This window comes from Acinetobacter sp. SM34, assembly GCF_022012365.1.
GTDB lineage: Bacteria > Pseudomonadota > Gammaproteobacteria > Pseudomonadales > Moraxellaceae > Acinetobacter.
Genome location: NZ_JAKLTP010000001.1, coordinates 106012 through 127582 on the forward strand (window position 1 = coordinate 106012; position 21571 = coordinate 127582).

Annotated in this window: 21 protein-coding genes and 3 pseudogenes; 16 read left to right on the top strand and 8 right to left on the bottom strand. The window is 41.4% G+C overall.

Annotated elements, in window-relative coordinates:
- Nucleotides 1-14 precede the first annotated feature (14 nt).
- From LZZ98_RS00495 to LZZ98_RS00510, 4 genes are all read left to right on the top strand, one after another.
- Nucleotides 15-1205: an MFS transporter gene (locus LZZ98_RS00495; protein ID WP_237786193.1), complete on the top strand. Its 1191-nt coding sequence runs from the start codon at nt 15-17 to the stop codon at nt 1203-1205.
- A 13-nt stretch (nt 1206-1218) separates the two neighbouring features.
- Entirely contained in the window at nt 1219-2112 is an 894-nt protein-coding gene (locus LZZ98_RS00500) for a LysR substrate-binding domain-containing protein (RefSeq protein WP_237786194.1), read from the top strand.
- Between the two features lie 144 nt (nt 2113-2256).
- Nucleotides 2257-2874 carry a glutathione S-transferase family protein gene (locus tag LZZ98_RS00505; RefSeq protein WP_237786195.1) on the top strand — a complete coding sequence of 206 codons (618 nt, stop codon included), beginning with the start codon at nt 2257-2259 and terminating at the stop codon, nt 2872-2874.
- 166 nt (nt 2875-3040) lie between these two features.
- Nucleotides 3041-3319: a hypothetical protein gene (locus tag LZZ98_RS00510; RefSeq protein WP_237786196.1), complete on the top strand. Its 279-nt coding sequence runs from the start codon at nt 3041-3043 to the stop codon at nt 3317-3319.
- Between the two features lie 282 nt (nt 3320-3601).
- On the opposite strand, the gene LZZ98_RS00515 is transcribed toward LZZ98_RS00510, so the two are convergent.
- Both LZZ98_RS00515 and LZZ98_RS00520 read right to left on the bottom strand, forming a co-directional pair.
- Nucleotides 3602-5212, bottom strand: a complete 1611-nt coding sequence (locus LZZ98_RS00515) for a bifunctional 3-(3-hydroxy-phenyl)propionate/3-hydroxycinnamic acid hydroxylase (protein ID WP_237786197.1) — start codon at nt 5210-5212, stop codon at nt 3602-3604.
- Between the two features lie 312 nt (nt 5213-5524).
- Nucleotides 5525-5764 (bottom strand): hypothetical protein, encoded by a 240-nt coding sequence (locus tag LZZ98_RS00520; protein WP_237786198.1) that lies wholly within the window; start codon nt 5762-5764, stop codon nt 5525-5527.
- A 578-nt stretch (nt 5765-6342) separates the two neighbouring features.
- Between LZZ98_RS00520 and LZZ98_RS00525 the strand changes: the two genes are divergently transcribed.
- From LZZ98_RS00525 to pgaD, 8 genes and pseudogenes are all read left to right on the top strand, one after another.
- The gene (locus LZZ98_RS00525) at nt 6343-7353 is read left to right on the top strand and encodes a CobW family GTP-binding protein (RefSeq protein WP_237786199.1); all 1011 of its coding nucleotides are present in this window, start codon (nt 6343-6345) and stop codon (nt 7351-7353) included.
- A gap of 62 nt (nt 7354-7415) precedes the next feature.
- Nucleotides 7416-7946: a YaeQ family protein gene (locus LZZ98_RS00530; protein WP_237786200.1), complete on the top strand. Its 531-nt coding sequence runs from the start codon at nt 7416-7418 to the stop codon at nt 7944-7946.
- A gap of 89 nt (nt 7947-8035) precedes the next feature.
- Nucleotides 8036-8659: pseudogene (locus LZZ98_RS00535) on the top strand (MgtC/SapB family protein).
- Nucleotides 8660-8756: 97 nt separating this feature from the next.
- Nucleotides 8757-9092, top strand: a complete 336-nt coding sequence (locus LZZ98_RS00540) for an FKBP-type peptidyl-prolyl cis-trans isomerase (protein ID WP_237786201.1) — start codon at nt 8757-8759, stop codon at nt 9090-9092.
- Nucleotides 9093-9230: 138 nt separating this feature from the next.
- The gene (locus LZZ98_RS00545) at nt 9231-11093 is read left to right on the top strand and encodes a diguanylate cyclase domain-containing protein (protein ID WP_442862676.1); all 1863 of its coding nucleotides are present in this window, start codon (nt 9231-9233) and stop codon (nt 11091-11093) included.
- A 376-nt stretch (nt 11094-11469) separates the two neighbouring features.
- A pseudogene (gene pgaB, locus LZZ98_RS00550) lies at nt 11470-13362 on the top strand (poly-beta-1,6-N-acetyl-D-glucosamine N-deacetylase PgaB); the annotation flags it as partial.
- A gap of 11 nt (nt 13363-13373) precedes the next feature.
- On the top strand, nt 13374-14666 hold the full coding sequence (gene pgaC / locus LZZ98_RS00555; protein WP_237786203.1) for a poly-beta-1,6-N-acetyl-D-glucosamine synthase: 1293 nt from the start codon (nt 13374-13376) through the stop codon (nt 14664-14666).
- A complete protein-coding gene (gene pgaD, locus LZZ98_RS00560; protein WP_237786204.1) occupies nt 14656-15069 on the top strand; it encodes a poly-beta-1,6-N-acetyl-D-glucosamine biosynthesis protein PgaD in 414 nt (137 codons plus the stop codon). The genes pgaC and pgaD overlap by 11 nt, the downstream gene beginning before the upstream one ends.
- 79 nt (nt 15070-15148) lie before the next feature.
- Here pgaD and LZZ98_RS00565 read toward each other — a convergent pair whose 3' ends face one another.
- Entirely contained in the window at nt 15149-16099 is a 951-nt protein-coding gene (locus LZZ98_RS00565) for a DMT family transporter (RefSeq protein ID WP_237786205.1), read from the bottom strand.
- Nucleotides 16100-16173: 74 nt separating this feature from the next.
- Entirely contained in the window at nt 16174-16317 is a 144-nt protein-coding gene (locus LZZ98_RS00570; protein ID WP_237786206.1) for a hypothetical protein, read from the bottom strand.
- A gap of 270 nt (nt 16318-16587) precedes the next feature.
- Here LZZ98_RS00570 and LZZ98_RS00575 point away from each other — a divergent pair, with 270 nt between their 5' ends.
- Nucleotides 16588-16917 carry a hypothetical protein gene (locus LZZ98_RS00575; RefSeq protein WP_237786207.1) on the top strand — a complete coding sequence of 110 codons (330 nt, stop codon included), beginning with the start codon at nt 16588-16590 and terminating at the stop codon, nt 16915-16917.
- A gap of 183 nt (nt 16918-17100) precedes the next feature.
- Here the strand turns inward: LZZ98_RS00575 and LZZ98_RS00580 are convergent, their stop codons facing one another.
- Nucleotides 17101-17241 (bottom strand): hypothetical protein, encoded by a 141-nt coding sequence (locus tag LZZ98_RS00580; RefSeq protein ID WP_237786208.1) that lies wholly within the window; start codon nt 17239-17241, stop codon nt 17101-17103.
- 106 nt (nt 17242-17347) lie between these two features.
- The gene (locus LZZ98_RS00585; protein WP_237786209.1) at nt 17348-18133 is read right to left on the bottom strand and encodes a crotonase/enoyl-CoA hydratase family protein; all 786 of its coding nucleotides are present in this window, start codon (nt 18131-18133) and stop codon (nt 17348-17350) included.
- 215 nt (nt 18134-18348) lie between these two features.
- On the opposite strand from LZZ98_RS00585, the gene pnuC reads away from it, so the two are divergent.
- The 3 genes from pnuC to LZZ98_RS00600 all read left to right on the top strand — a co-directional run bounded on the left by pnuC (nt 18349) and on the right by LZZ98_RS00600 (nt 19859).
- Nucleotides 18349-18933: a nicotinamide riboside transporter PnuC gene (gene pnuC / locus LZZ98_RS00590; protein WP_237786210.1), complete on the top strand. Its 585-nt coding sequence runs from the start codon at nt 18349-18351 to the stop codon at nt 18931-18933.
- A gap of 16 nt (nt 18934-18949) precedes the next feature.
- Nucleotides 18950-19225, top strand: a complete 276-nt coding sequence (locus LZZ98_RS00595) for a hypothetical protein (protein ID WP_237786211.1) — start codon at nt 18950-18952, stop codon at nt 19223-19225.
- 136 nt (nt 19226-19361) lie between these two features.
- Nucleotides 19362-19859 (top strand): DUF2505 family protein, encoded by a 498-nt coding sequence (locus tag LZZ98_RS00600; protein ID WP_237786212.1) that lies wholly within the window; start codon nt 19362-19364, stop codon nt 19857-19859.
- Nucleotides 19860-19897: 38 nt separating this feature from the next.
- Here LZZ98_RS00600 and LZZ98_RS00605 read toward each other — a convergent pair.
- Both LZZ98_RS00605 and LZZ98_RS00610 read right to left on the bottom strand, forming a co-directional pair.
- Nucleotides 19898-21215, bottom strand: a pseudogene (locus tag LZZ98_RS00605) (MFS transporter).
- A 137-nt stretch (nt 21216-21352) separates the two neighbouring features.
- Nucleotides 21353-21556: an amino acid transport protein gene (locus LZZ98_RS00610; RefSeq protein WP_237786213.1), complete on the bottom strand. Its 204-nt coding sequence runs from the start codon at nt 21554-21556 to the stop codon at nt 21353-21355.
- Nucleotides 21557-21571: the final 15 nt, after the last annotated feature.

Consider the following 21571-nt stretch of genomic DNA (forward strand, 5'->3'; position numbering starts at 1 on the left):
TTAAGTGGGTCATTATGTCTGCGACAAACACAGGGCGTCTATGGAATCGCTCTTTTATATTGTGTCTATGCAATAACCTGTTTTTATTTACCTATTATTATGCCTTACTGACTATTCTGCCGATTTATATCATGAAGGATTTAGGCGGAACAGTGAAAGAAGCCGGTTTGGCACTGACCTTGTTTCTGGTGTCTTCCATTGCAGTTCGGCCATTTTCCGGACTGATTGTAGAAAAATTAGGTAAAAAAATAGCCTTTCGCGGTTCAGAATTGCTATTTGTTCTTTTTGCTTTTAGCTATCTATTTGCCGACAGCATGTGGGCCTTATTGCTGATACGTTTTATTCATGGCATCTGGTTTAGCATATTAACCACGGTGACCGTACCCATAGCCAATGATTTTATTCCCGATCATCGCAAGGGCGAGGGCATGGGCTATTTTGTCATGTCGACCAATCTTGCCGTGGTATTTGGGCCTTTAATTGCCTTAACTGTACTGCAATTTACTGATTTTATAATGTTATTTGCACTGTTAACCGCAGTGATCAGTCTGGGTTTTATCTTCTGTTTAATGATTCCGGTTCAGGAAAACAAGATCACTCATCTCAATGCGCATACGGAAAAGCCAAGGCTGGGCTTTCATGACATTATTGAAACACGTACCTTACCGATCGGCTTTGTCGCATTGCTGACCGCATTTGCCTATTCCAGCATTATGAGTTTCATTGCTGCTTATAGTGAATCTAAAGATCTGCTTGCGTATACCAGCCTGTTTTTTATTGTCTTTGCCATTTCTATGATTGTGGTACGACCGTGGGTGGGCAAAATTTATGATCGCAAGGGTGCCAGTGCTGTCATTTATCCTTCCTTTATTTTCTTTGCTATAGGCCTGGTCGTGGTCAGTCTGATCTCCAATCAATGGCTGCTCTGGTTATCTGCTATATTTATTGGCATTGGCTATGGCTCACTCTTTCCATGTTTTCAAACCATTGCCATCCAGTCTGTCGCCAAACAGCGTATGGGACATGCCATTTCCACCTTCTTCACCCTGTTTGATTTGGGTATGGCAATCGGTTCAGTCATTTTAGGCTTGATGATTGCCTATTATGGTTATCAGCTGAGTTATTTATTTTGTGCTGTAATTACTGTGCTGACTTTATTTGTTTATAAATACACAGTTTCGGCATCACTCAAGCAACTTAAATAAAGAGGTACGGTACGTGGAATTACGTCATTTACGCTATTTTGTTGCAGTTGCACAAGAACTGAATTTTACCAAGGCGGCACAGCGCATGTGTACGGTGCAGCCTTCTTTAAGCCAGCAAATTAAAGACCTTGAACAAGAAGTCGGGGTGCAATTGCTGGTGCGATCGAACCGGAAGGTTGAACTGACAGAAGAAGGCAAAGCCTTTTTAAAAGAAGCCTTGTTAAGTCTGGAACATGCTGAAAAGGCGATTCAGGATGCGCGGAAAATTGCCAACTTGAGTAAAGACCAGTTGAATATTGGCTTTGTGCCTGTAGCGGAAATGAAAATTTTCCCTTATATCATGCCGAATATTCGAGCACATTTCCCTGACATTAAAATTAACTTTCATAGTCTGACTGACGCTCACCAGTTTAAAGCCCTAAAAAAAGGTGATATTGATATTGCCTTTACCCGCTATATCGATGAATCGAACGAACTGGAACACGTGCAAATTTTTAGTGAACCGCTGGCTTTAATTGTGCCTAAGGATTCACCGATTGCCGAGCAGCGTCATATTAGTATCAAGAGTTTTAATCATCAGGATTTTGTCATTAGTGATGAGGATGCCTCACCGCAGTTGCACAAAATTATTACCGATTTCTTTAAGCAATCTAAACTGGACGTCAACATTGTCCAGCATTCGACCAACATTCTGTTAAATGTCAATCTGGTTGGCATGGGGGTGGGTTGGAGCCTGGTACCGGCTTATGTGATCCCGCTATTGGGGGATAAAATTATCGTGAAAAACACCATTGAACCTTTACCGATGATTGATCTGTATGCCAGTTACCGTAAAGGGCAAAAAAATGAAGTGATTGAGCTGATTTTAAAAATCTTGAAAGAGCAGTTTTATATGGGTTTCTTTTAATAATAAATTTTTTACAGTGCACGATGCTTTTTTTAAGTGAGAAGCATCATTGCACATGGCCATGCTGTCCCATAACAATTATCCCTCGCTTAATTAAATTGATCTATACTCGAAATCTAAAACAAGAATATAGGCCGAACAACAATGATCAAGCTGTACAACAATGCACAATCACGTGGCATGACCCTGCTGCCTTTACTGAAAGAGCTGGGTATAGAAGACCAGATTGAACAGATTCAAGTGCCGTATGAACAGATGCATCAAGCTGAATATTTGAGCATTAATCCGATGGGGAAAGTACCGTGTCTGGTCGATCAGGGTGTTGTGGTGTCGGAGGTGGCAGCCGTATTTGCTTATCTGGCCGATAAATATATGGAAAAGGGATTAGCTCCGGCATTGGATGATCCCAAGCGTGGTGCCTATCTGAAATGGATGTTCTTTGCTCATGGTCCTTTGACTGAATTTATGGATTTAAAAGGACTGGGAGTATCGGACGAGCAAATTGAACAAAGAAAACGGAGCCTGACTTTTGGTCATGAAGAAAGCGTATTGGCATTGCTAAAAAAGGGTATGCAAGAAGCAACTCCATATTTGCTGGGTGAGAAAATTTCAGCAGCAGATTTATTTCTGGGTTACTGGCTGGTTTTTGCCATCTCATTCAAAATATTGCCTTATCTGGATGAGTTCAAGCCGTTTATTCAGCTGCTGGCCCAACGTGATTCTATGAAAGATGTGCCGTGGTTTCAGAAAATAAATGCTTAATATTATTTTGTTCTTTCATTTATGCAAAATCAAAAAACTATTTGAACACCTCTTCTCATCTCACCAGATCTGGGAGGAAAGGAGATTGTGATCCTGTGAATAATGTTCGAGTTATCGTAGATTCCAAAACAGGTTGAGTCGTAATAACTATGAAAGGAAATCTGTAATGGAAGAAAATATAAAGCTTATTGAATCCTTATACAAAAGGATTTCAGTAATTCTTTTAAATGAATGGGATCCTATTGGTGTGCAAGATTTTCCAGAAGCATTTGATGAATATGATAGCTATGTTGCGCCATTGTATAAAATGCTGATAGACAAAAAACCATTACAAGATATATTCGAGTATTTAGTTTGGGCTGAGTCAGAGCATATGGGGTTAAGCACTGTTGATAGGCAGCATACTCATCTTGTTGCCCAAAAATTGAAAGGCCTCAGCGATTAAATTGATTCTGTGATTAATTTTGTCTAGTTCCATCATTGTACTCTGGAACACCAAACTGGTTAATTTTAGTTATTAGAAACCTAACCAATTATTCATTCGTGGGTAATTGGTTTTTTCTTTTTTAAAGAAAAGGAAGAGGGTGTCCAGTTATATACGTTCTGCGTGCCCATTTGGATAAGAAGATGCAATTTATATCGGTAAAGAATTTAGATAAAAAAAGACCACGCTTTCGCGTGGTCAGGCCTCTGAATATGATTCAGTGAATGTATTTTTATATCTGTATTATTTTACGTGTAGCTTTTTGAACAGCTGCTGGCTTACGTGGTCTAAAGTTTGTGGAATGGCCAATGCTGCCACAAAACGGTCAGGACGTAAAATAACAACCGAGTCAGATGTTTTACCAAACCAGCTGCGAATATCGGTACTAATATCGCCAATGGTAATCACGCCGTCAAATTGCTTACGGTTTTCATTACCAAACTGAACTTCGGGAATCACCTGAATAAATTTGACGCCTAATTTCTTCCAGACTTGCATAGTGGCATCCGAGATGCCCCATTGAGGATCGACGCCCCAAGCAATAATGGCAAAGTCATTCGCAATCACTTCATCAAGCAGAACAGTTTCACCAGATTCAAGTTTCACCTGTGGCTGGATAAACATTTTACCGACAGGAGATTCCTTTTTACCGTCTGCAAGTAATGCACCATCATTATATTTCGGCATCGGTTTAAAGCGCATTTCAAGCAAATACTGTTTAATCGGTTTGATGTAATTCAACGCATAGGCAATACCGTCACGCACGAAACCTTGCCATTTTTTCGGTGGTGCAAGCACGTGGCCAGCCATCACAGAAAGGTCAATCATGGCTTTGGCATGATCTTTACGTTCAATCTGGTAAGAGTCTAATAAATCTGGAGTCGCTTTACCTTGTACAACCAATGCCATTTTCCAGGCCAGGTTAAAGGCATCACGCATACCGCTGTTATAACCCTGACCTTGCCATACTGGCATAATGTGCGCCGCATCACCGGCAAGTAAAATGCGGTCTACACGGAATTTATCGGCAATACGTGCGTTGTGGGTATAAACACGCTGACGAATCACTTCGATATTTTCAGCATTCGGTAATACTTTAGACAGTAATTTGGCGATGTTTTCCGGTTTGCTCAGTTCTTCCTGAGTTTCACCCGGCATCACCATGAATTCGAAACGGCGGATACCATGTGGTAGTGCAGCAGAAACATATGGACGCACCGGGTCACAGCACAAGTAAATGTGTGGAGTCGCTAGAGGATCATTTTCAATGTCGATCACGATCCATTGATTCGGTGCAGTTTTACCATCAAAAGCAATGTTTAAAGTACGACGTACAATCGAGTTACCACCATCACAGGCAATTAAATATTTTGCTTGAACAGTTTCTTCTTTCTGGTTTTTATCTTGAATCTTAAGCGTTACGCCATTGGCATCCTGACTAAATTCATTCAGCTGACGTGAAAAAAGCACTTCAGTTTTTTCATATTGTTTTAAACCTTGCAGCAAAACATTGTCGACCTGAGGCTGAATAAAGGCATTACGACGTGAGAAACCAAATTCACGTGTCAGCGGCTGAATATCTGCGAAACAGCGACCTTTAGGGGTCAAGAAACGCATTGCATGATTTGGCGTGGTATGCGGTAGTACTTGATTGACCAGACCCAGTGATTGAATGGTACGTAAAGATTCATCATCAATACCAATTGCACGCGGGTAATCGATCAAGCTGTCTAACTGCTCGATGACGGTGACCTGAACGCCTTGTTTGCTTAAATAGTTTGCAATAGTCAAACCTACCGGGCCTGCACCCAAGATTGCCACTTCAGTCGTGTAATTCGTTTTGCTTGTGTTCACAGCGAATATCCATTCAATTCACAATAACGCTATTAACGGTGAAGTAGAGCAACCAAACAAGCTATGCCATAGTAGAGATGTAGAATGAAAAGAAAACAGCTTTAAAATCGATAATTTATTAAATTATTGATAATTAATAATTATATATGTATTTAACTATAGGGTTTTACAGATTAATAATCATTTTTTTCTATCATTGATCAAAAATTTTGAGAAATAAAAAAAGCTGAATTATTAACATAATTCAGCTTGCTTGATGCAATCATTCCAAGTGTGAACAAGGTGGAGTGAATGATTGCGAGGCTTAAAATTTTATTGAGCAGGTTTGGCCGCAGAAGTTTTTTCGGCTGCAGTTTCTACAGCCGCAGTTTCTTCAGCAGGTTGAGCTGAGGCTGGTTTAGCCACTGTATTTTCAGTGGCTGTGGCAGGTTGTTCTTGGGTCGAAACAACCACTTTTTCTTCTTCTTTTTTGGGTTTCTCTGCCTTTGCCGCAAAAGTGCCGGTAGCAGCGATGGTAAAAGTAGAAACAAGTAATATTTGAATGAGTTTCATATCAGGCATCCTTTTTATTTTTAAAAGTTATAGGTCGCATATTTTTCATCACCAAAATATGGACAGCACTCATGCTAAAGTTGATGGGCTGTGCGAGCAATCAATTCAACAAACTGAAACACAGCTGTTAACCTGAAAAATACAAGTAAGCGTTGAGTGTTTAGGTAATGTAAGAAACACGGCAAAAATTGCAGAAAAAATGTATGAAGATATTTCTATAGATGCTTATAAACAGGCTGTTTTTTACTTGTGATATACAAAACAGGGGTTCAGCAGCATTTTTGCAGATAAGCTACTTGCGATTAAATGTAAAAAAATCTTTCAGAATTTGCGCAAAAGTTTAACAACTCACGCTTGAAGTTGCTTTCATCCATATAGTCAGCTCACAAGCAAGGTTGCTAAGCATGTCTATCAATAAAAGAATAAGCACTAAAAAGGCCAGGCGAAGCATTAAATTCTGTTGAATTCGTTGCGATCCCGCAGGGAAAAAATTAAAGTGGAGCTAGCTGCCGATGGCTTGAGAGAGCAGCATACACTTGCAGCCATTGACTTTAGTCCCTCTCAAAAGCGAGTAAATTTTGAAACTGATTTCTCCCACTCAAGCTGTACCGACGCATATTATTTCCGGATTTTTAGGTGCTGGAAAAACCACTTTGCTCAAGCATTTACTCAGTCAAAAGCCAGAAAATCAGGTTTGGGCGGTATTGATGAACGAGTTTGGACAAATTGGGGTCGATCAACAGTTGTTGCCGCAAACGCAAGGTTATGAAGTCAAGGAGCTATTGGGCGGCTGTCTGTGCTGTAGCAGCCAGTTGCCGATGCAGATTGCCTTGTCGCGCTTATTATCTGAAAGCAAACCGGACCGCTTATTTATCGAACCGACAGGGCTCGGCCATCCTGCACAATTGTTGGAACAGCTTACCGAACCGCATTGGCAGCAGAGTATCGCCATGCGTGCACTGGTCACGGTGGTGGATGGTTCTCGCTTGCATGATTTGGACTGGACGCAGCAAAATTTGTATGCAGATCAGTTAAAAGCGGCAAATATTATTGTGGTTTCACATGCAGACACCATGGATTTTGCAGATGATCAGGCTTTAGAGGCACTTAAAAATGAATATCAAGCGTATCAGCAAACCTGGCTGATGAGTGGGCAAGAGCAGATTTCACTTCAGCAAATTGATCAGGTTTATGTCGGAACTGAACGCAAAATTCAGCCTTTACTGAAAATTCAAAAGACATTTTCAGCTGGACAGCCTCTACCAGAAATTAAACAGTTGCCTTATCACTATGTTGAAACTGCTCAAGGCTATAGTGTAGCGGGGTGGAAATTGCCCAAACGCTGGCAATTCGATTTTTATGCCTTGCTGGACTTATTGTGTGAACAGCAGCATTGGCTACGGATTAAAGGTATTTTTAATACCAATCAGGGTTGGAAAAGCTTTAATTTTAATCCAGAACAATTTAACTACCAGTCTGCTGAAGAAGGCATTGATAACCGTATTGAAATTATTGTGCAGAATCAGCATGACTGGCAGTTATTTGAACAGCAACTGTTTCAGTGCCAGATTCATCCAGAGCTGGATTAAAAACATTTCAGCAAAATACATCCAAATCTTATATGCTAGGCGCCAAATTTGAGGACACTTTTATGGCGCTTAAAGCAACGATTTATAAGGCGGATTTAAATATTGCCAATATGGATGATCATCAATACGGTGATTATCAACTCACTATGGCGCTACATCCATCGGAAACCATTGAACGCTTGATGGTACGTATTTTGGCCTATGCCCGTTTTGCAGATGAAGCCCTAGAATTTACCAAAGATCTGTTTGAAACCGCTGAACCGGCTTTGTGGCAAAAAGACTTAACTGGTCAGCTGATCAAGTGGATTGAAGTGGGCAGTCCAGATGAAGATAAGGTGAAGAAAGCCAGTGCGCGTTGTAAGCAAGTGGCTGTAGTCAGTTATGGATCAGCTGTAGATGAATGGTATAAGCGCAACAGCAAATTAAAAACCTTAAGCAATGTCGAAGTGTGGAAACTATCCACCGCGACTACAGAAGCATTGCCACAATTATGCGAGCGCACCATGCAGTTGCAGTTAAACGTGATGGATGGTGAATGGACCTTGATTGGGGATCATGCCCAGGTTGTGGTGGAATGGGAACAATTACAATAAGTATATACAGGTTGCAGGTCTAGGCTTGCATCCTGATTTAAAAATTGCGTATACCTGAAAATAATAAAAATGAATAAGGGGAAAATTATATGCATCCGGATCTCTATCGTTTGCTGATTGCCCTGGGCATTGGTGCAATTATTGGTGCAGAGCGAGAATACCGCAGTAAATCGGCTGGCCTCCGAACCATGATCATGGTCAGTCTGAGTTTGTGTCTGTTTACCATTATGTCTTTAAAAATTGGTGTAGATAGCCATGACCGGATTGCAGTCAATATTCTGACCGGTTTAGGTTTCGTCGGGGCAGGGGTGATCTTTAAAGACGAAAACCGTATTTCTGGAATTATCACGGCTACCACCATTTGAATGACAGAGGCATTGGGCATGGCGGCTGGTGCAGGCTATGAGCTGTTAAGCCTGTTCGCTATATTCATTGTTTTAATCGTACTGATTTTTTTGATCTATGTTCAGGAGGGTATAGAAGCCCTGAGCCATGCACACACTTATCGAATTATTTGTCCTTATCAGTGCCAGACTTTAGATCAATATGAAGAATTGTTTAAAACCTATGACATGAAAGTGGTTCGCAGTGTGCAACATAAAACCGAGCAGCGCATTAGCGGACGCTGGATTTTGATCGGTTTGGGTGAAAATTATAAAAAATTAACTGCTTATTTATTGAATGATTCGAATATCCAGGAGCTCAGCTTTTAAGTATAGATAAATACGGATCCCTTAAATTCTAAAGCATGCAGCTAAATCCAGTTATACTAAGTATTGAAAATGTGATGCTCAGTTTAGGTAGATAACTATGAATGAATTAGAAATTATTGATTTAAAAGTCGGTGAAGGTAAAGAAGCGGTCAAAGGTGCGCTGATTACCACCCATTACACCGGTTGGCTGGAAGATGGCACCAAATTTGATTCATCTATTGACCGTGGTAACTACTTTGAAACCGTGATTGGTACTGGTCGTGTGATTAAAGGCTGGGATCAGGGCATCATGGGCATGAAAGTGGGTGGTAAACGTAAATTAATGGTGCCTGCACATCTGGCTTATGGTGAACGCAAAATGGGCAAAATCATTCCAGCCAACTCAAATCTGATTTTTGAAATTGAACTTTTTGATGTTAAAACACGTGATTAATCCGCATTAATGGTTGATTAAAAAATATTCTGCAAGATACAGGGATAGATCTTGCAGATATGTGAAAAATAATTTGAGTTTTATTTTTTTATCGTTACATTAATAAATAGCTAAGCGTATTTAAGGATGATCCGCTTTTTGTATAAAATTCAGAAACTGATCCATTTTTTCAAACTTTTTCTAGCAATATGTCTATGCATAGGTCTGGGACAAAAACAGGTCTGGGCATTATATGAAGCCGCGCCTGAATCCTATTATTTACATCAAAAATCCTTGAATGATGTTGAGTTTACCGAGAATAGTTCTATCCCGTTAAAAGGGACATGGCAGTATTATCCTGAGCAGTTTATTACTCAACCCAGTTCTGTTTTAAAATCTGACACGGTGAGTTTACCGGCCTCATTTAAAGACATCACCGGAACCAATCAAACCTACGGTACATTTGTTGGTCATTTTAAAATACCCAAGCAATTTGTTGGGCGCCGTATTGCGATTTTTATTCCAAATCAATATGGTGCTTACAGGCTGTATTTAAATGGTGATTTTGTCCTTCGGATGGGTAAAGTGGGAAAAAATGAAAGCAGCCATCAAACAGAAAATACCCCTAAAATTGCTTTTTTTGTGGTAGAAAAAGAATATTTCACTATTGCTATCCAAGCGTCCAATTTTAATCATCTGCATGGCGGACTGGAGAATCCGATGCGGATCGGGGTAGGGACGACCATTAGCCGCCAGTTCCAGCAGTTGATGATGAGTATTGGTTTGGTCTGTGGAGCCGTACTGGGTGTGGGTATCTTTACCCTTATGTTTTCAGTATTTCAACAGGCGATTGGTCGCGGCAGTATCCGCGTATTTGTGTTCGGTATTTTTATCTTATTCTTGGCCTTACATAATTTATTTTCAGCACCTTATGCCTATACCACCTTTACCAATGTTAGCTGGTTATGGGGAGTGCGCCTGGAATATCTCTTTACATATTTGGCAGTTGTCTTTTTTATCAGTTATATGTTTTTACTCAACCGGCGCTATTTACATCCGGTTGTTTATGGTCTTGCAATGCTTATATTGAGCATTGATATGGTCGTGACCTTGTTTACTGTACCTGAATTTTCTCAGCGTTTTGCTTTTTATAGTTCCCTCATAAGTCCGATTGTAATTCTAAATTTTGCTCACGGTTTTTATCTGACTGTGAAATCGAAAGAGCAATATTCAAGCATTAATTTATGGGCGGTGATTTTATTATGCGTCACTTTCTTGCATGATTTCTTGTTAAGTCTTAACTTTATTGATTCCTTTAATCTCTCATTTATTTCAACCAGTTTCTATGCCTTGCTGATTATGTTTCAGCAGTCAAAAAATTATGCCCACCATACTCATCATATTCAGCAATTGAACCATAATTTATTTGAGCTGAACCGATCTCTGGATCAGAAAGTACAGGAACGTACTTCTCAGTTGCATCAGCTTAATGAACAGTTGGAACGACAAATTCAAATTGATGCATTAACAGGCGCCTTTAACCGGCGTGCATTAAATGCCGAAATTCAGCGATTATTTACCTTGACAAAAAACCACAGCACCAGTGCTTTGGCATTTGCCATGTTGGATGTCGATTATTTTAAAAATTACAATGATTATTATGGGCATTTGAAGGGTGATGTGATCTTGCAGGATTTGGTCAAGGTTATCCAAAGCGCCTTGCCGCCGTCTGCTTATGTGGCTCGCTATGGCGGGGAAGAGTTTGCCATTGTATTGCATAATGTGCCGGGTGAAGTGGTTTTAAATGTATTGCAGCAGGTTTTAAATGCGGTAAGAAACAGCCAGTTTGAACATTTAAACCGGCCGGATCAAAAACAATATGTGACTTTAAGTATGGGTGTAGCCTGGATGGATCGTCATCATCAATACGCTGATATTCATGAACTGATGAAAGCTGCCGATATCCAGCTTTATGCAGCCAAGGATGCCGGTCGGGATCAATATCAGCCCTCTGCAACTTAGTTTAAATTTTGTGGATATTTAGCCTTTTTTTAGCTCTTTTGACTAACATAAAAAGCAGGTATGTCACTTAAAATATGATAATCTTGGTGACAGTTCTTTTATTTTTAAATGTTTAATTTTCAAAAAACTATTATTTTTTAAGCTTTATTTCAGCTTGATTGGATAAAAAGACAGATTGAGAGTTCTGAACGTCGTAAATCATGAAAAGGGTAGTTTTCTATTGATCAATGATGCTGCGTGTTCAGAGCATAAAATGATTTTTGAGCACCATTCAATGAAGATTCGCTTGCTATCCACCTTGCTTTCTGCTTCTCTTTCCGCCGTGTTATGTCAGATGCCTCATTTAGCCTGGAGTAAAACACTGCCAACCCACAATCCCACCCTTACGGTGATTGGCTATCATGAAATTACCGATGGTAAATCGGCACTCATTCCAGATTATTCAGTAACGACTCAGCAGTTTCAGCAACATATTAGCTGGCTTAAAAATAATGGCTTTCATTTTATTAATGTCGATCAGTTGATTAAAGCACACCAAGGCAAATACCATTTACCCAGCAAGCCGGTTTTAATGACGGTTGATGATGGCTATGCTTCATTTTATAAAAATGCCTATCCGATTACCAAAGCCAATAAAATTCCAGTTGTGCTGGCAGTGGTGGGTTCATGGCTAGAGCCTAAGGCAGGGAAAAGCATTGACTTCTCAGGCGAGAAAATTCAGCGCAATCAAATGTTGTCTTGGGCCGAATTAAAACAGATGCAAGACAGTGGCCTGGTGGAAATTGCCAGTCATAGCTATAACTTGCATCGCGGCATCTTGGGCAATCCGCAAGGCAATATGGAACCGGCGGCAGTCACCCGCTTATATGATCCTAAATCTGCAAGCTATGAAACCGATCGCCATTATCAACAACGTATTCACAATGATTTAAACAAGAATAATCAGTTATTGAGTGCTCATGGCTTAAAATCACCTCGCGTGATGGTATGGCCTTATGGGCATTACACCATGCAAACTGTGAAAATTGCCAAACAGTTAGGTATGCCGGTAGCGATTAGTCTGGACGATGGTGCAGATTCGGCTAAAGATTCATTGGGGCAGCTCAACCGTATCCTGATTGAAGGCAATATGACCACGGCGGATTTGGCTCAGGAAATTCAAAACCGCCAGGAACATTTAGGCGACAATAACCGTCCGCAAAAAATCATGCATATCGATCTGGATTACATTTACGACAAAGATCCAATTCAACAAGAACGCAATCTGGATCACTTGCTTGACCGGATTGTGGCGATGAAAGTCAATACTGTGTATCTGCAAGCCTTTTCCGATCCGGATGCTAATGGTTCTGCGGATATGGTGTATTTCCCGAACCGTTATTTACCCATGCGTGCCGACCTGTTTAACCGTGCTGCCTGGCAAATTCAAACCCGGACTCAGGTCAGCCGGGTCTATGCCTGGATGCCGTTATTGGCCTGGGAACTGCCTAAAAATAATCCGGTGGCTAAAGATGTGGTGGTTACCCAGCAAGCCAATGATTCAGAACATCTGAATATGGGTTATCACCGTTTAAGTCCTTTTTCTGCCGATGCGCGTAAAACCATTGCCGGTATTTATCAGGACCTGGCCAAATCAGTGCCATTTAACGGCATTTTATTCCATGATGACACCACTTTATCTGACTATGAAGATGCCAGTCCTGAAGCCTTGCATGCTTATGCTTCTATCGGCTTGCCTACAGATCTGGCCAAAATTCGTAATAATGATGCCGAGCTGGAAAAGTGGACTGCTTTTAAGACCAAATATATTGATGACTTCGCCATGCAACTGGCGCAAGAAGTCCGTCAGTATCATCCGTTCTTGCTGACTGCACGTAACTTATATGCACAAGTTGCCCTGAAACCTTATGCGGAAAACTGGTATTCACAGTCTTTGGAACAGTCGATTAACCGTTATGACTTCACTGCGATCATGGCGATGCCCTATATGGAGCAAGCGACAGATAACGATGCCTTTTATCGCGATATCGTCAATCGCGTGAAGCAATATCCGAATGGCATGAAAAAAACTGTCTTTGAATTACAGTCGGTGAACTGGCGAACCAATCAAAGAGTCCCTTCAGATGAAATGGCCAAAACCATTGAGTCTTTATATACCCAAGGTGTGATACATGAAGCGTATTATCCGGATGATCCAATTCAGGATTATCCAGATACTCACGTATTACGCAAAGCCTTTGATTTGAAATCAAGCAAACTTATTCCTTAAAGGAATTCTATATGTCAACGCTGCAGCAATTTTGGCATTCTGCATTGCACTTTGTTTTTTATTATCCATTATTTATGTCGTATTTATGGATGATTGGTGCACTGATTTTCTATTGGAAAGAGCGACAGGATCCGCCGTATCAGCAGCCTGCAGCTTTGCCTGAATATCCTAAGGTGGCAGTGCTGGTACCTTGTTTTAACGAGGGTGACAACGCTGAAGAAACACTCAGCCATGCGCTGGCACTGGATTATCCAAACTTTGAAGTCATTGCGATTAATGATGGCAGTTCGGATAACACCGCGGCCGTGTTAAACCGTCTGGCAGATCAGCACGAAAAATTGCGTGTGGTGCATTTGGCCCATAATCAGGGCAAGGCTATGGCATTACAGGCTGGAAGCCTGCTTACCGATGCAGAATATTTACTGGGCATCGATGGCGATGCCTTGCTTGATCCGCATGCCGCGACCTGGATGCTACGGCATTTTCTGCAAGATGAAACCGTGGCTGCGGTTACAGGAAATCCACGAATTCGTACCCGTTCTACCCTGATTGGTCGTATTCAGGTGGGAGAGTTTTCTTCCATTGTCGGCATGATTAAACGGGCACAACGCAGCTTTGGCCGACTGTTTACCGTCTCTGGCGTGATTACCGCCTTTCGTAAAAGTGCCGTGCATGAAGTGGGCTACTGGTCCCCTAACATGCTCACGGAAGATATCGACATTACCTGGAAGCTGCAACGTGCGGGATGGAATATTCACTTTGAACCGAATGCCCTGGTCTGGATTTTAATGCCAGAAACCTTTAGTGGCTTATGGAAACAGCGCTTGCGCTGGGCCATGGGTGGGGCACAGGTACTGATTAAAAATATAGATGTGCTGTTTCAACCAAAACTGAATTTTTTATGGCCCTTGCTCTGTGAATTGATCCTGACACTGATCTGGTCTTATTTAATGCTGTTTATGGCTATCATCTGGTTAGTGCATTTTGTTGTTCCACTGGATATATCGGGCATCAGTTCGCCATTTTTACCTTATGGCACCGGTTTGCTGTTAGGCATAACCTGCCTGTTACAGTTTGCCATGAGCAAATGGATGGACAGCCGTTATGAACATTCACTGGGCAAGAATTACTTCTGGATGATCTGGTATCCATTTGTATTCTGGCTGATCACCCTGACGGCCAGTATTGTGGCATTTCCTAAAGTTTTGTTACGTGGTCATGGCCAGCGCGCACGCTGGGTTAGTCCAGACCGGGGTATACGTAATTCCACGCTCAATAATGAGGAAGTCACCCATGAAAAATAATCCTTTAATTATTGATTTACGTCATTGCTTGCCGTGGCATAAACGTTATGCGTCGCATACATCTACCGCCATGATGTGGGCGGTATGGCTGTTGTTATGGCGTCCGTTACTGATTGTGATGGGTGTCTTGAGCCTGCAAAAAAATCATGTGTTTCATCACCTTTTTTCTGCTTTCGGCTTAGGTATAGAGCATGGCGTGAGTGCATTATTGGCCTGTGCCGTGGGCTTGCTGCTATGGTCGAATTTTGTTCCTGCAAAAACAGTAAAGACTACGGCTGCCAAAAATATCTCCGATTATGGGCAACATTTTGGTTTGGCTGTTGAAGAAATAGAAGAAGGACGCCAGAAAAAGGTCACCGTGGTTCATCATGATGAACACGGCAAAATCATTCATATTGAATAAAAGATTTTTATCTGTATCCAGAACCAAGAAAATCCCGGGTCGGCATCAAGCCCGGGATTTTTCTGTTTTATTTTATCGGTTATTTGCCCGGTACGCGTAAAGCATAGCAGGCTAAACCTGAACAGAGTAACAACAGCCCCAAGATGAAATGCGAACTTAGAGCTTCATGATTAAGCCATGTGCCCCACAGTGTGGCAAGGACAGGTGTAATGATGGTAATCAGCATTAGCGTGGTTGGATTGACTTTATTGAGCAGCTGATAATAAAAAATCATCGCCAGTACCGATGAAAAAACTGCACTATAAACCAGTGCAATATGGGCATGGAATGAAGGCAGCTTATCGGGCATCTCTGACCAGAAAAATGGCAGCAAACAGCAATAACCCAGCCATGACATGATGGTGGCACCGGTCATCTGGCTGATCGGATGGATCTTTGCAGCAACCGCACGCACTGCAAATGCAGAAAGCACATATAAAAGCATGGCCACAATTTCCAATGCAATGCCAAGTCGATTGAGTAGCAGGTCTTGCGCGTTTAAGCCCAGCGCGAAATATAAGCCCAACATACCCAATAGCAAGCCCAGCCATTGATAGGCACTAAACTTTTCACTGCGAAAAATATAAATGGCCACTAAACCCGAGACAAAGGGAGCACTACCATAAATGATTGAAATCACCGTGGAAGGCACCTTGGATGCGCCCATGTAGCAAAAGGTCATGGATGCAAACAGGCCGAGAGCACCCGCGGCATAACTGAGCAAAGCTTGCGGGTGCAAGGGTAGTTTGACCTTGAAGCAGGCCTGACAGGCTAAGGCAATTGGAATGGCCAAGCTAAATCGGATAAATAAGCCCCACGCCCAATGAATTTCATGCACTGTCCAGACGGCTGAAAGCGGAGTGAGTGACCAAATCAGCACAACAGTTACAAATTGACCGGCTGTAGCGAAGCGTGAGTTTTGGTTAAGAGGGGCTACAACCGGCTCGGACAGTGGCGAGGGGAAGTCATTATTTTTGATTGGATTATTCATCAGTTTTTTCCTTGTTTTTAGGCAATAAAAAAGGCCGCTGTTGAGGCGACCTTGGGGTATTTATTGGGTGGTGATTATTCTAAATCATCATCATGGTACAGATTCCAAGGCACCTCATGTAAAAACTCCACACGTCGTGAACTGGCCTTATTGACCTGAAGATCCAAAGCGAAGCAAGTGATAAGCGTATGTTGAGCAGATGAAGAAATAGGGAACATGAGTAAAATTCCTTGGTATTCTTTTTTATAACATAAAATTTTAAAAATCGTATAATTTTTATTCAAATTGTTTATATAATATAAAAATAATAATTATTTATTCATGAGAGTGACGCTATGCTGAAAATACTCTTGGGGTTATGTCTTTTTCTTGGGCTGATAGTCCTTTGGAAAATATTTTTTAAAATTCAGATTAATCAACATACTCAGCAATTCAGAATCAAGCAACTTACCGATTTAATCAAACCTGATGCGACCTCGGCACAGTCTTTGTCTATACCGAAAGCACGGGTAGATGAGGTAGAAGAGTATGAACAACAGCTGTTTGATGATGTTTGCCAGATATTTTTTGAACGCCATCTGACTGAACGTAATTTAAGTCAGGCTATTGTAGTTCAAGAAGGAATTCTAAAAAAACTGCCCGCCAAGGCACAAACCCGGATTCGTAAGCTGGATTTAGGCGAGTGGTCGATTTACTGGACCTTCTATGACCAGTCTTTAGAATATTATGTCGGACGTTATGGCGTGTTTTATACCCATATTGACCGTTTTGGCTATGAGCATAAGTGTGAATTCAAGGAGCAGCCGAATCGCGTTTGATTCAAGCCGTTGCCCGAATTGCTTATGTAACTGTTAATATTCAACTAAAGCATCCTGGGTTTTTATTCAAGTGCTCACTATTTTAACCCACTGCTTTAAGATGCATTGCTTCAGCTGATCCAGATAAAACAGCTCATCATTCAGGCGATACATCAAAATTGCCCGTTTATAATCGGCCAGCCTTTATTTTTCCAAAATTTTAGCTTCATTTTCTGCCAGCTGGATTTTAAATAATGGATAAAAAGCCATTTCCCAATCCTGAAAAGTAACGCAAATTTTTTCTAGAATCTCAGCAGACTGATAACGTACTTCAATTGAAATCATCCGATTAAACAGCCTTTACTTTTCTTCATTACTGAAAAACCGGATGGCACGTTCATGCATCTGTTCAAACTCATGTTCTTATTGGATTTAAACGGTAAATTTTTAATTATCGACCCTTAAATTCAGGTGTACGGCGTTGCAGCATTGCCATCACACCTTCTTGTACATCCTGAGTTTTGAGCAAGGGCGTGAGGTGTTGCTGTAAATTGGCAAAGGCAGTTTCGGCTCCCTGTTCAGCAGCTTCTTTGGCAGAGGCCAGTGTTGCCTGAACTGCCAGTGGTGCGGCTTGCACAATATGTTCAGCCAGTTCGATCGCACGTTGTAGTGGGGCGTCTGTAGTAATTTCAGTAATCAGGTTTAAATCCAGTGCCGTTGTTGCATCAAAGGGATCGCCGGTCAGTAAATAACGCATGGCTTTAGACCAGCCAGCAGCTTGCACAAAACGCACGGTTGCACCGCCAAAGGGTAAAATGCCGCGCTGCACTTCCATTTGTGCAAATTGGCAATTGTCCTGCGCAATGACTATATCGGCATTTAGCATCAGTTCGATGCCTGCGGTATAGCAAATCCCTTGTACGGCCACAATCACCGGTTTCTTGCGTGGTCTTGAAGTGGTGCCCCAAGGGTTAATTTGCCCGGGTTCAAAATCAAACACGCCTGTTTGCAGTTTGGCTTGTAACTCGACCAGATCCAGTCCTGCAGTAAAATGATCACCATGGGCAAAAATGACTGCACAACGTAATTCCGGATCATCTTCATATTCAGTTAAGGCTAGCGACAAGTCATAAATCATATGGCTATCAAAAGCATTTCTTTTTGCAGCCCGATCCAGGCCAATTAAAAACAGAGACCCGCGAATTTCCCGGCTGACTTTTCCTTGTTGTTGCGACATTGTTATTTTTCCAGATGGATTGTTTCTTAGATTTTAAAACGATGATCCGACAACCGTTAAATTTAACCAATCAATTTTTTGTATACTGATATAAAACTATAGATTAAACAGAGTGGTTGATTGTCTGATTAAGTTAGGTGATTGGTACAATTTTTCTTGCGTTCAGGGCCATTTTTTTCATAATAGCAACACTATTTAGCGGTTTGATTATTGCCATGTCACCTTTAGAAATTGTTGCAGTTATTATTAGTCTGATTGGGGTGACACTCACCATTAAACGCAATATGTGGTGCTGGTGGTTTAACTTTGCAGCCTTTGTCTTGTATGCCTATCTTTTTTATCAATTTAAGCTCTATGGTGAAACCATATTGCAGTTCTTTTTCATGGTAGTCAATTTTTACGGCTTCTATCACTGGCTGAAGGGCAAACAGCAAGATCATGAAATTCGCATTGAGCCGATAGCCAAAAAAACTGTCTTTTTCCAGATGCTGTTAGCCGCTGTGGGTGGGTTGATTTTTGGTTTAACACTGAAACATTTTACCGATGCAGCCGTGCCAATGCTGGATTCACAACTGGCCGCGTTTAGTCTGTTGGCCACTTATTGGACCAGTCGTAAACATATTGCGACCTGGGTGCTGTGGGTGTTTGTCGATATCATTTATGTCGGCATGTTTATTTATAAGGACTTATTCCTGACTGCCGGTTTATATGCCGCTTTTGTGGGGCTGGCTGCTTTTGGCTGGTGGCAGTGGGAACAGGTGAAAAAGAAACAGGCTTTGACACAGTTCAAAGGCGTTTAAGCTTGAGGAGAGAGGGATGCTTATTGACTTTGTTCAACACCAGTTGCAAAAGTTTGATGAACTGGCATGCCAGATTCAAGCCGAACCAGAAAAATATATCACCTTCGACTCAGTCTCTGACTTTTATAAAGCGGTCTGGTTGCAGGATTTTCCCCAAGGCACAACCTGGACTGCCACAGGTCTGGATGATGGTGCGGAACAATTTGATGCGATCATTGAATATCGTGGGCATTTTCTCAGGATTAGCTGTACTGGGAAAATTGCAATTTATTGCAGTATATGTGCTGAATAGTTTAGTATAGAGCCTCAATGCCAACAGCTTTAAAATTCAATTAAATAAAGAGCTATAAAAATAGGCTAGATCAGTGATGATCGAATGGTTTGGAAATATTTAAAACGACCACTAGAAAAACAAAGGATTAGAAAATATGGCACATCGTTTTACTGTGAATTCTACAATTCAGGGTGTTTCAATTGATCAGTTCAAACAACTTGTAGCAAATACGGCCTTACACGAAGCGGTATGTAGGCGCATCCCTGGTGAAAAATTAGAAATTATTGAGTCTAAAATGAGCGGTGATATTTACACTTTACGCCGTGCCTATAATTTGGATGTCAATCTACCGGATATGGCAAAAAAATTCCTTAAAGATGCATTTCGAGTCAAGCGTACCGATGTTACAGATTTAGCTGCTTTAACTTCAAACATCACCTTGGGCGCAAATATGCCTTTAGAAGCGAACTGCGAGCGTCTAGTGACAGGAGATAAGCAGCAAATTCACATTAGCCTGAATTGGCATGTCAAAGTTAAAGTTCCTTTGTTTTCGGGTATGCTGGAAAAACATGCCGAAACTGAAATCCGTAAATTTAGCCAGCTGGAAATCCAGATTGTTGAAGATGAATTAAAGAAAAATTTAACTGCTTAATTCATAAAAAGCCCTTCAACTGAAGGGCTTTTTTATCGCTAATCTTTCAGTGCATTTGGTGCTGGGGTCATGGCAGATATGCCGCCATGTTTTTCAAACTTGGCTCTATAAAGCAGTGCGGTAAAGAATGCGACCGCACAGACCACGCCTATATAGTACATAGCGCATCTTGCTATATAAGCTTAACCATTGCACCAATGGTAGCGTAATGCCACCTGCAATGGCATAGGCCACGTTATAGGAAAATGAAATACCCGAGAAGCGAATCTGGGCCGGGAACATTTTCACCAAACTGTAAGACACCATACCGACTGTATCTGAGAACAGTCCAAGCAACATATACAGCATAAATACGGTCGCAGAAGAAACATGTCCCAAGCTGTTATAGAAAATGGCGGCAATCACGGCAACAGCCAGTGAACCCCATATAATCACTTTGCCTGCACCCAAGTGGTCTGCCAGTAAGCCTGCAACAATACAACCGAGCATTTGCATAATGATGGCTGCACTCTGCATTTTAAAGGCATCGGCACGCTCGAAACCAAAGGCTCCTGTGAGCAGATTCGGCATAGCCAAAATGAGTACCACTACACAAGCAGTAATGAACCAGATAAACAGCATGCCAATCACGACAGCAGTTTTATGTTCTGCCAACACCTGTTTCACCGGCATTTCGGTCGCCAGTTGTTTACGTTGCTGCATGGCTTTGAATACAGGGGTTTCTTTTAAATAACTGCGCAGATATAGCGTAATTAAACCGAAGATACCGCCTACAATAAAAGGCATACGCCATGCCCAGTCGTGAATTTCTGCCTCGCTATATTTTAGCGAAATAAACAGCGACATTAAGGCACCGAGCAAGATGCCCAACGAAAGCCCGGCAGAGAGTAAACCATTGCCCAAGCCAATTTTAGTTGAAGGTACATGTTCGGAAACAAAGGTTCAAGCTGCAGGAATTTCACCGCCAATCGCAATGCCTTGAACCACACGCATCAGCAATAACAATAACGGTGCAGCATAGCCAATGCTTTCAAAGGTCGGCATCATCACGATCATTAAGGTAGGTAAGGCCATCAGTAAAATGGACAGGCTGAATAAACGCTTACGTCCAATCAGGTCACCAAAATGCGCCATCACCACACCGCCGAGGGGACGGAAGAAATAACCCGCTGCAAAAATGCCATAGGTATTCAGCATGGCTCAGAACGGACTTAAACCGCTAGGAAAAAACAGTTCTGAAATGATTTTGGCGTAAAAGACATAAATCACGCAGTCCTAAAATTCGAGTGCTCCGCTTAAAGATGAAAGTCCCAGCGTGCGTTTATCTTCACTCGTTAAACGAGGTTTTGCGTCCATGCTTCAGGTTTCCGTAAGTCAGCAAAATGGATCAGGTATCTTTTAATTGTAATATTCTGTTTTTAGATGAAAAATAAATCTTTCTTTTGAGTGTATCAACTTAATTTTATGAATAAATCAACATGATTTGTCACTAATTAAAGCCGAATAAAGTAAGGTGCAATAGAGAGAAGGATACCGATTGTGGTTAATATGCCAGTATTTTCTATAAAATAGGGAAAAATCATCAGGACTAAGCCACAGATCCAAGGCACAATGATTTTTTGCTTTTTTCCATACAAGAAATAGCCAAAGCCTATAGAACTAAAAACAACGCCGAGAAGAAGCTGAGCCGTATTCATATTTTTTATTGATAA

What these genes read in the sequence shown, in the direction of transcription:
- LZZ98_RS00495 (WP_237786193.1), top strand. Translation starts at nt 15, where the DNA reads ATGTCTGCGACAAACACAGGGCGTCTATGGAATCGCTCTTTTATATTG.
- LZZ98_RS00505 (WP_237786195.1), top strand. Translation starts at nt 2,257, where the DNA reads ATGATCAAGCTGTACAACAATGCACAATCACGTGGCATGACCCTGCTG.
- LZZ98_RS00510 (WP_237786196.1), top strand. Translation starts at nt 3,041, where the DNA reads ATGGAAGAAAATATAAAGCTTATTGAATCCTTATACAAAAGGATTTCA.
- LZZ98_RS00520 (WP_237786198.1), bottom strand. Translation starts at nt 5,764, where the DNA reads ATGAAACTCATTCAAATATTACTTGTTTCTACTTTTACCATCGCTGCT.
- LZZ98_RS00530 (WP_237786200.1), top strand. Translation starts at nt 7,416, where the DNA reads ATGGCGCTTAAAGCAACGATTTATAAGGCGGATTTAAATATTGCCAAT.
- LZZ98_RS00540 (WP_237786201.1), top strand. Translation starts at nt 8,757, where the DNA reads ATGAATGAATTAGAAATTATTGATTTAAAAGTCGGTGAAGGTAAAGAA.
- pgaC (WP_237786203.1), top strand. Translation starts at nt 13,374, where the DNA reads ATGTCAACGCTGCAGCAATTTTGGCATTCTGCATTGCACTTTGTTTTT.
- pgaD (WP_237786204.1), top strand. Translation starts at nt 14,656, where the DNA reads ATGAAAAATAATCCTTTAATTATTGATTTACGTCATTGCTTGCCGTGG.
- LZZ98_RS00565 (WP_237786205.1), bottom strand. Translation starts at nt 16,099, where the DNA reads ATGAATAATCCAATCAAAAATAATGACTTCCCCTCGCCACTGTCCGAG.
- LZZ98_RS00570 (WP_237786206.1), bottom strand. Translation starts at nt 16,317, where the DNA reads ATGTTCCCTATTTCTTCATCTGCTCAACATACGCTTATCACTTGCTTC.
- LZZ98_RS00580 (WP_237786208.1), bottom strand. Translation starts at nt 17,241, where the DNA reads ATGATTTCAATTGAAGTACGTTATCAGTCTGCTGAGATTCTAGAAAAA.
- LZZ98_RS00585 (WP_237786209.1), bottom strand. Translation starts at nt 18,133, where the DNA reads ATGTCGCAACAACAAGGAAAAGTCAGCCGGGAAATTCGCGGGTCTCTG.
- pnuC (WP_237786210.1), top strand. Translation starts at nt 18,349, where the DNA reads ATGTCACCTTTAGAAATTGTTGCAGTTATTATTAGTCTGATTGGGGTG.
- LZZ98_RS00595 (WP_237786211.1), top strand. Translation starts at nt 18,950, where the DNA reads ATGCTTATTGACTTTGTTCAACACCAGTTGCAAAAGTTTGATGAACTG.
- LZZ98_RS00600 (WP_237786212.1), top strand. Translation starts at nt 19,362, where the DNA reads ATGGCACATCGTTTTACTGTGAATTCTACAATTCAGGGTGTTTCAATT.
- LZZ98_RS00610 (WP_237786213.1), bottom strand. Translation starts at nt 21,556, where the DNA reads ATGAATACGGCTCAGCTTCTTCTCGGCGTTGTTTTTAGTTCTATAGGC.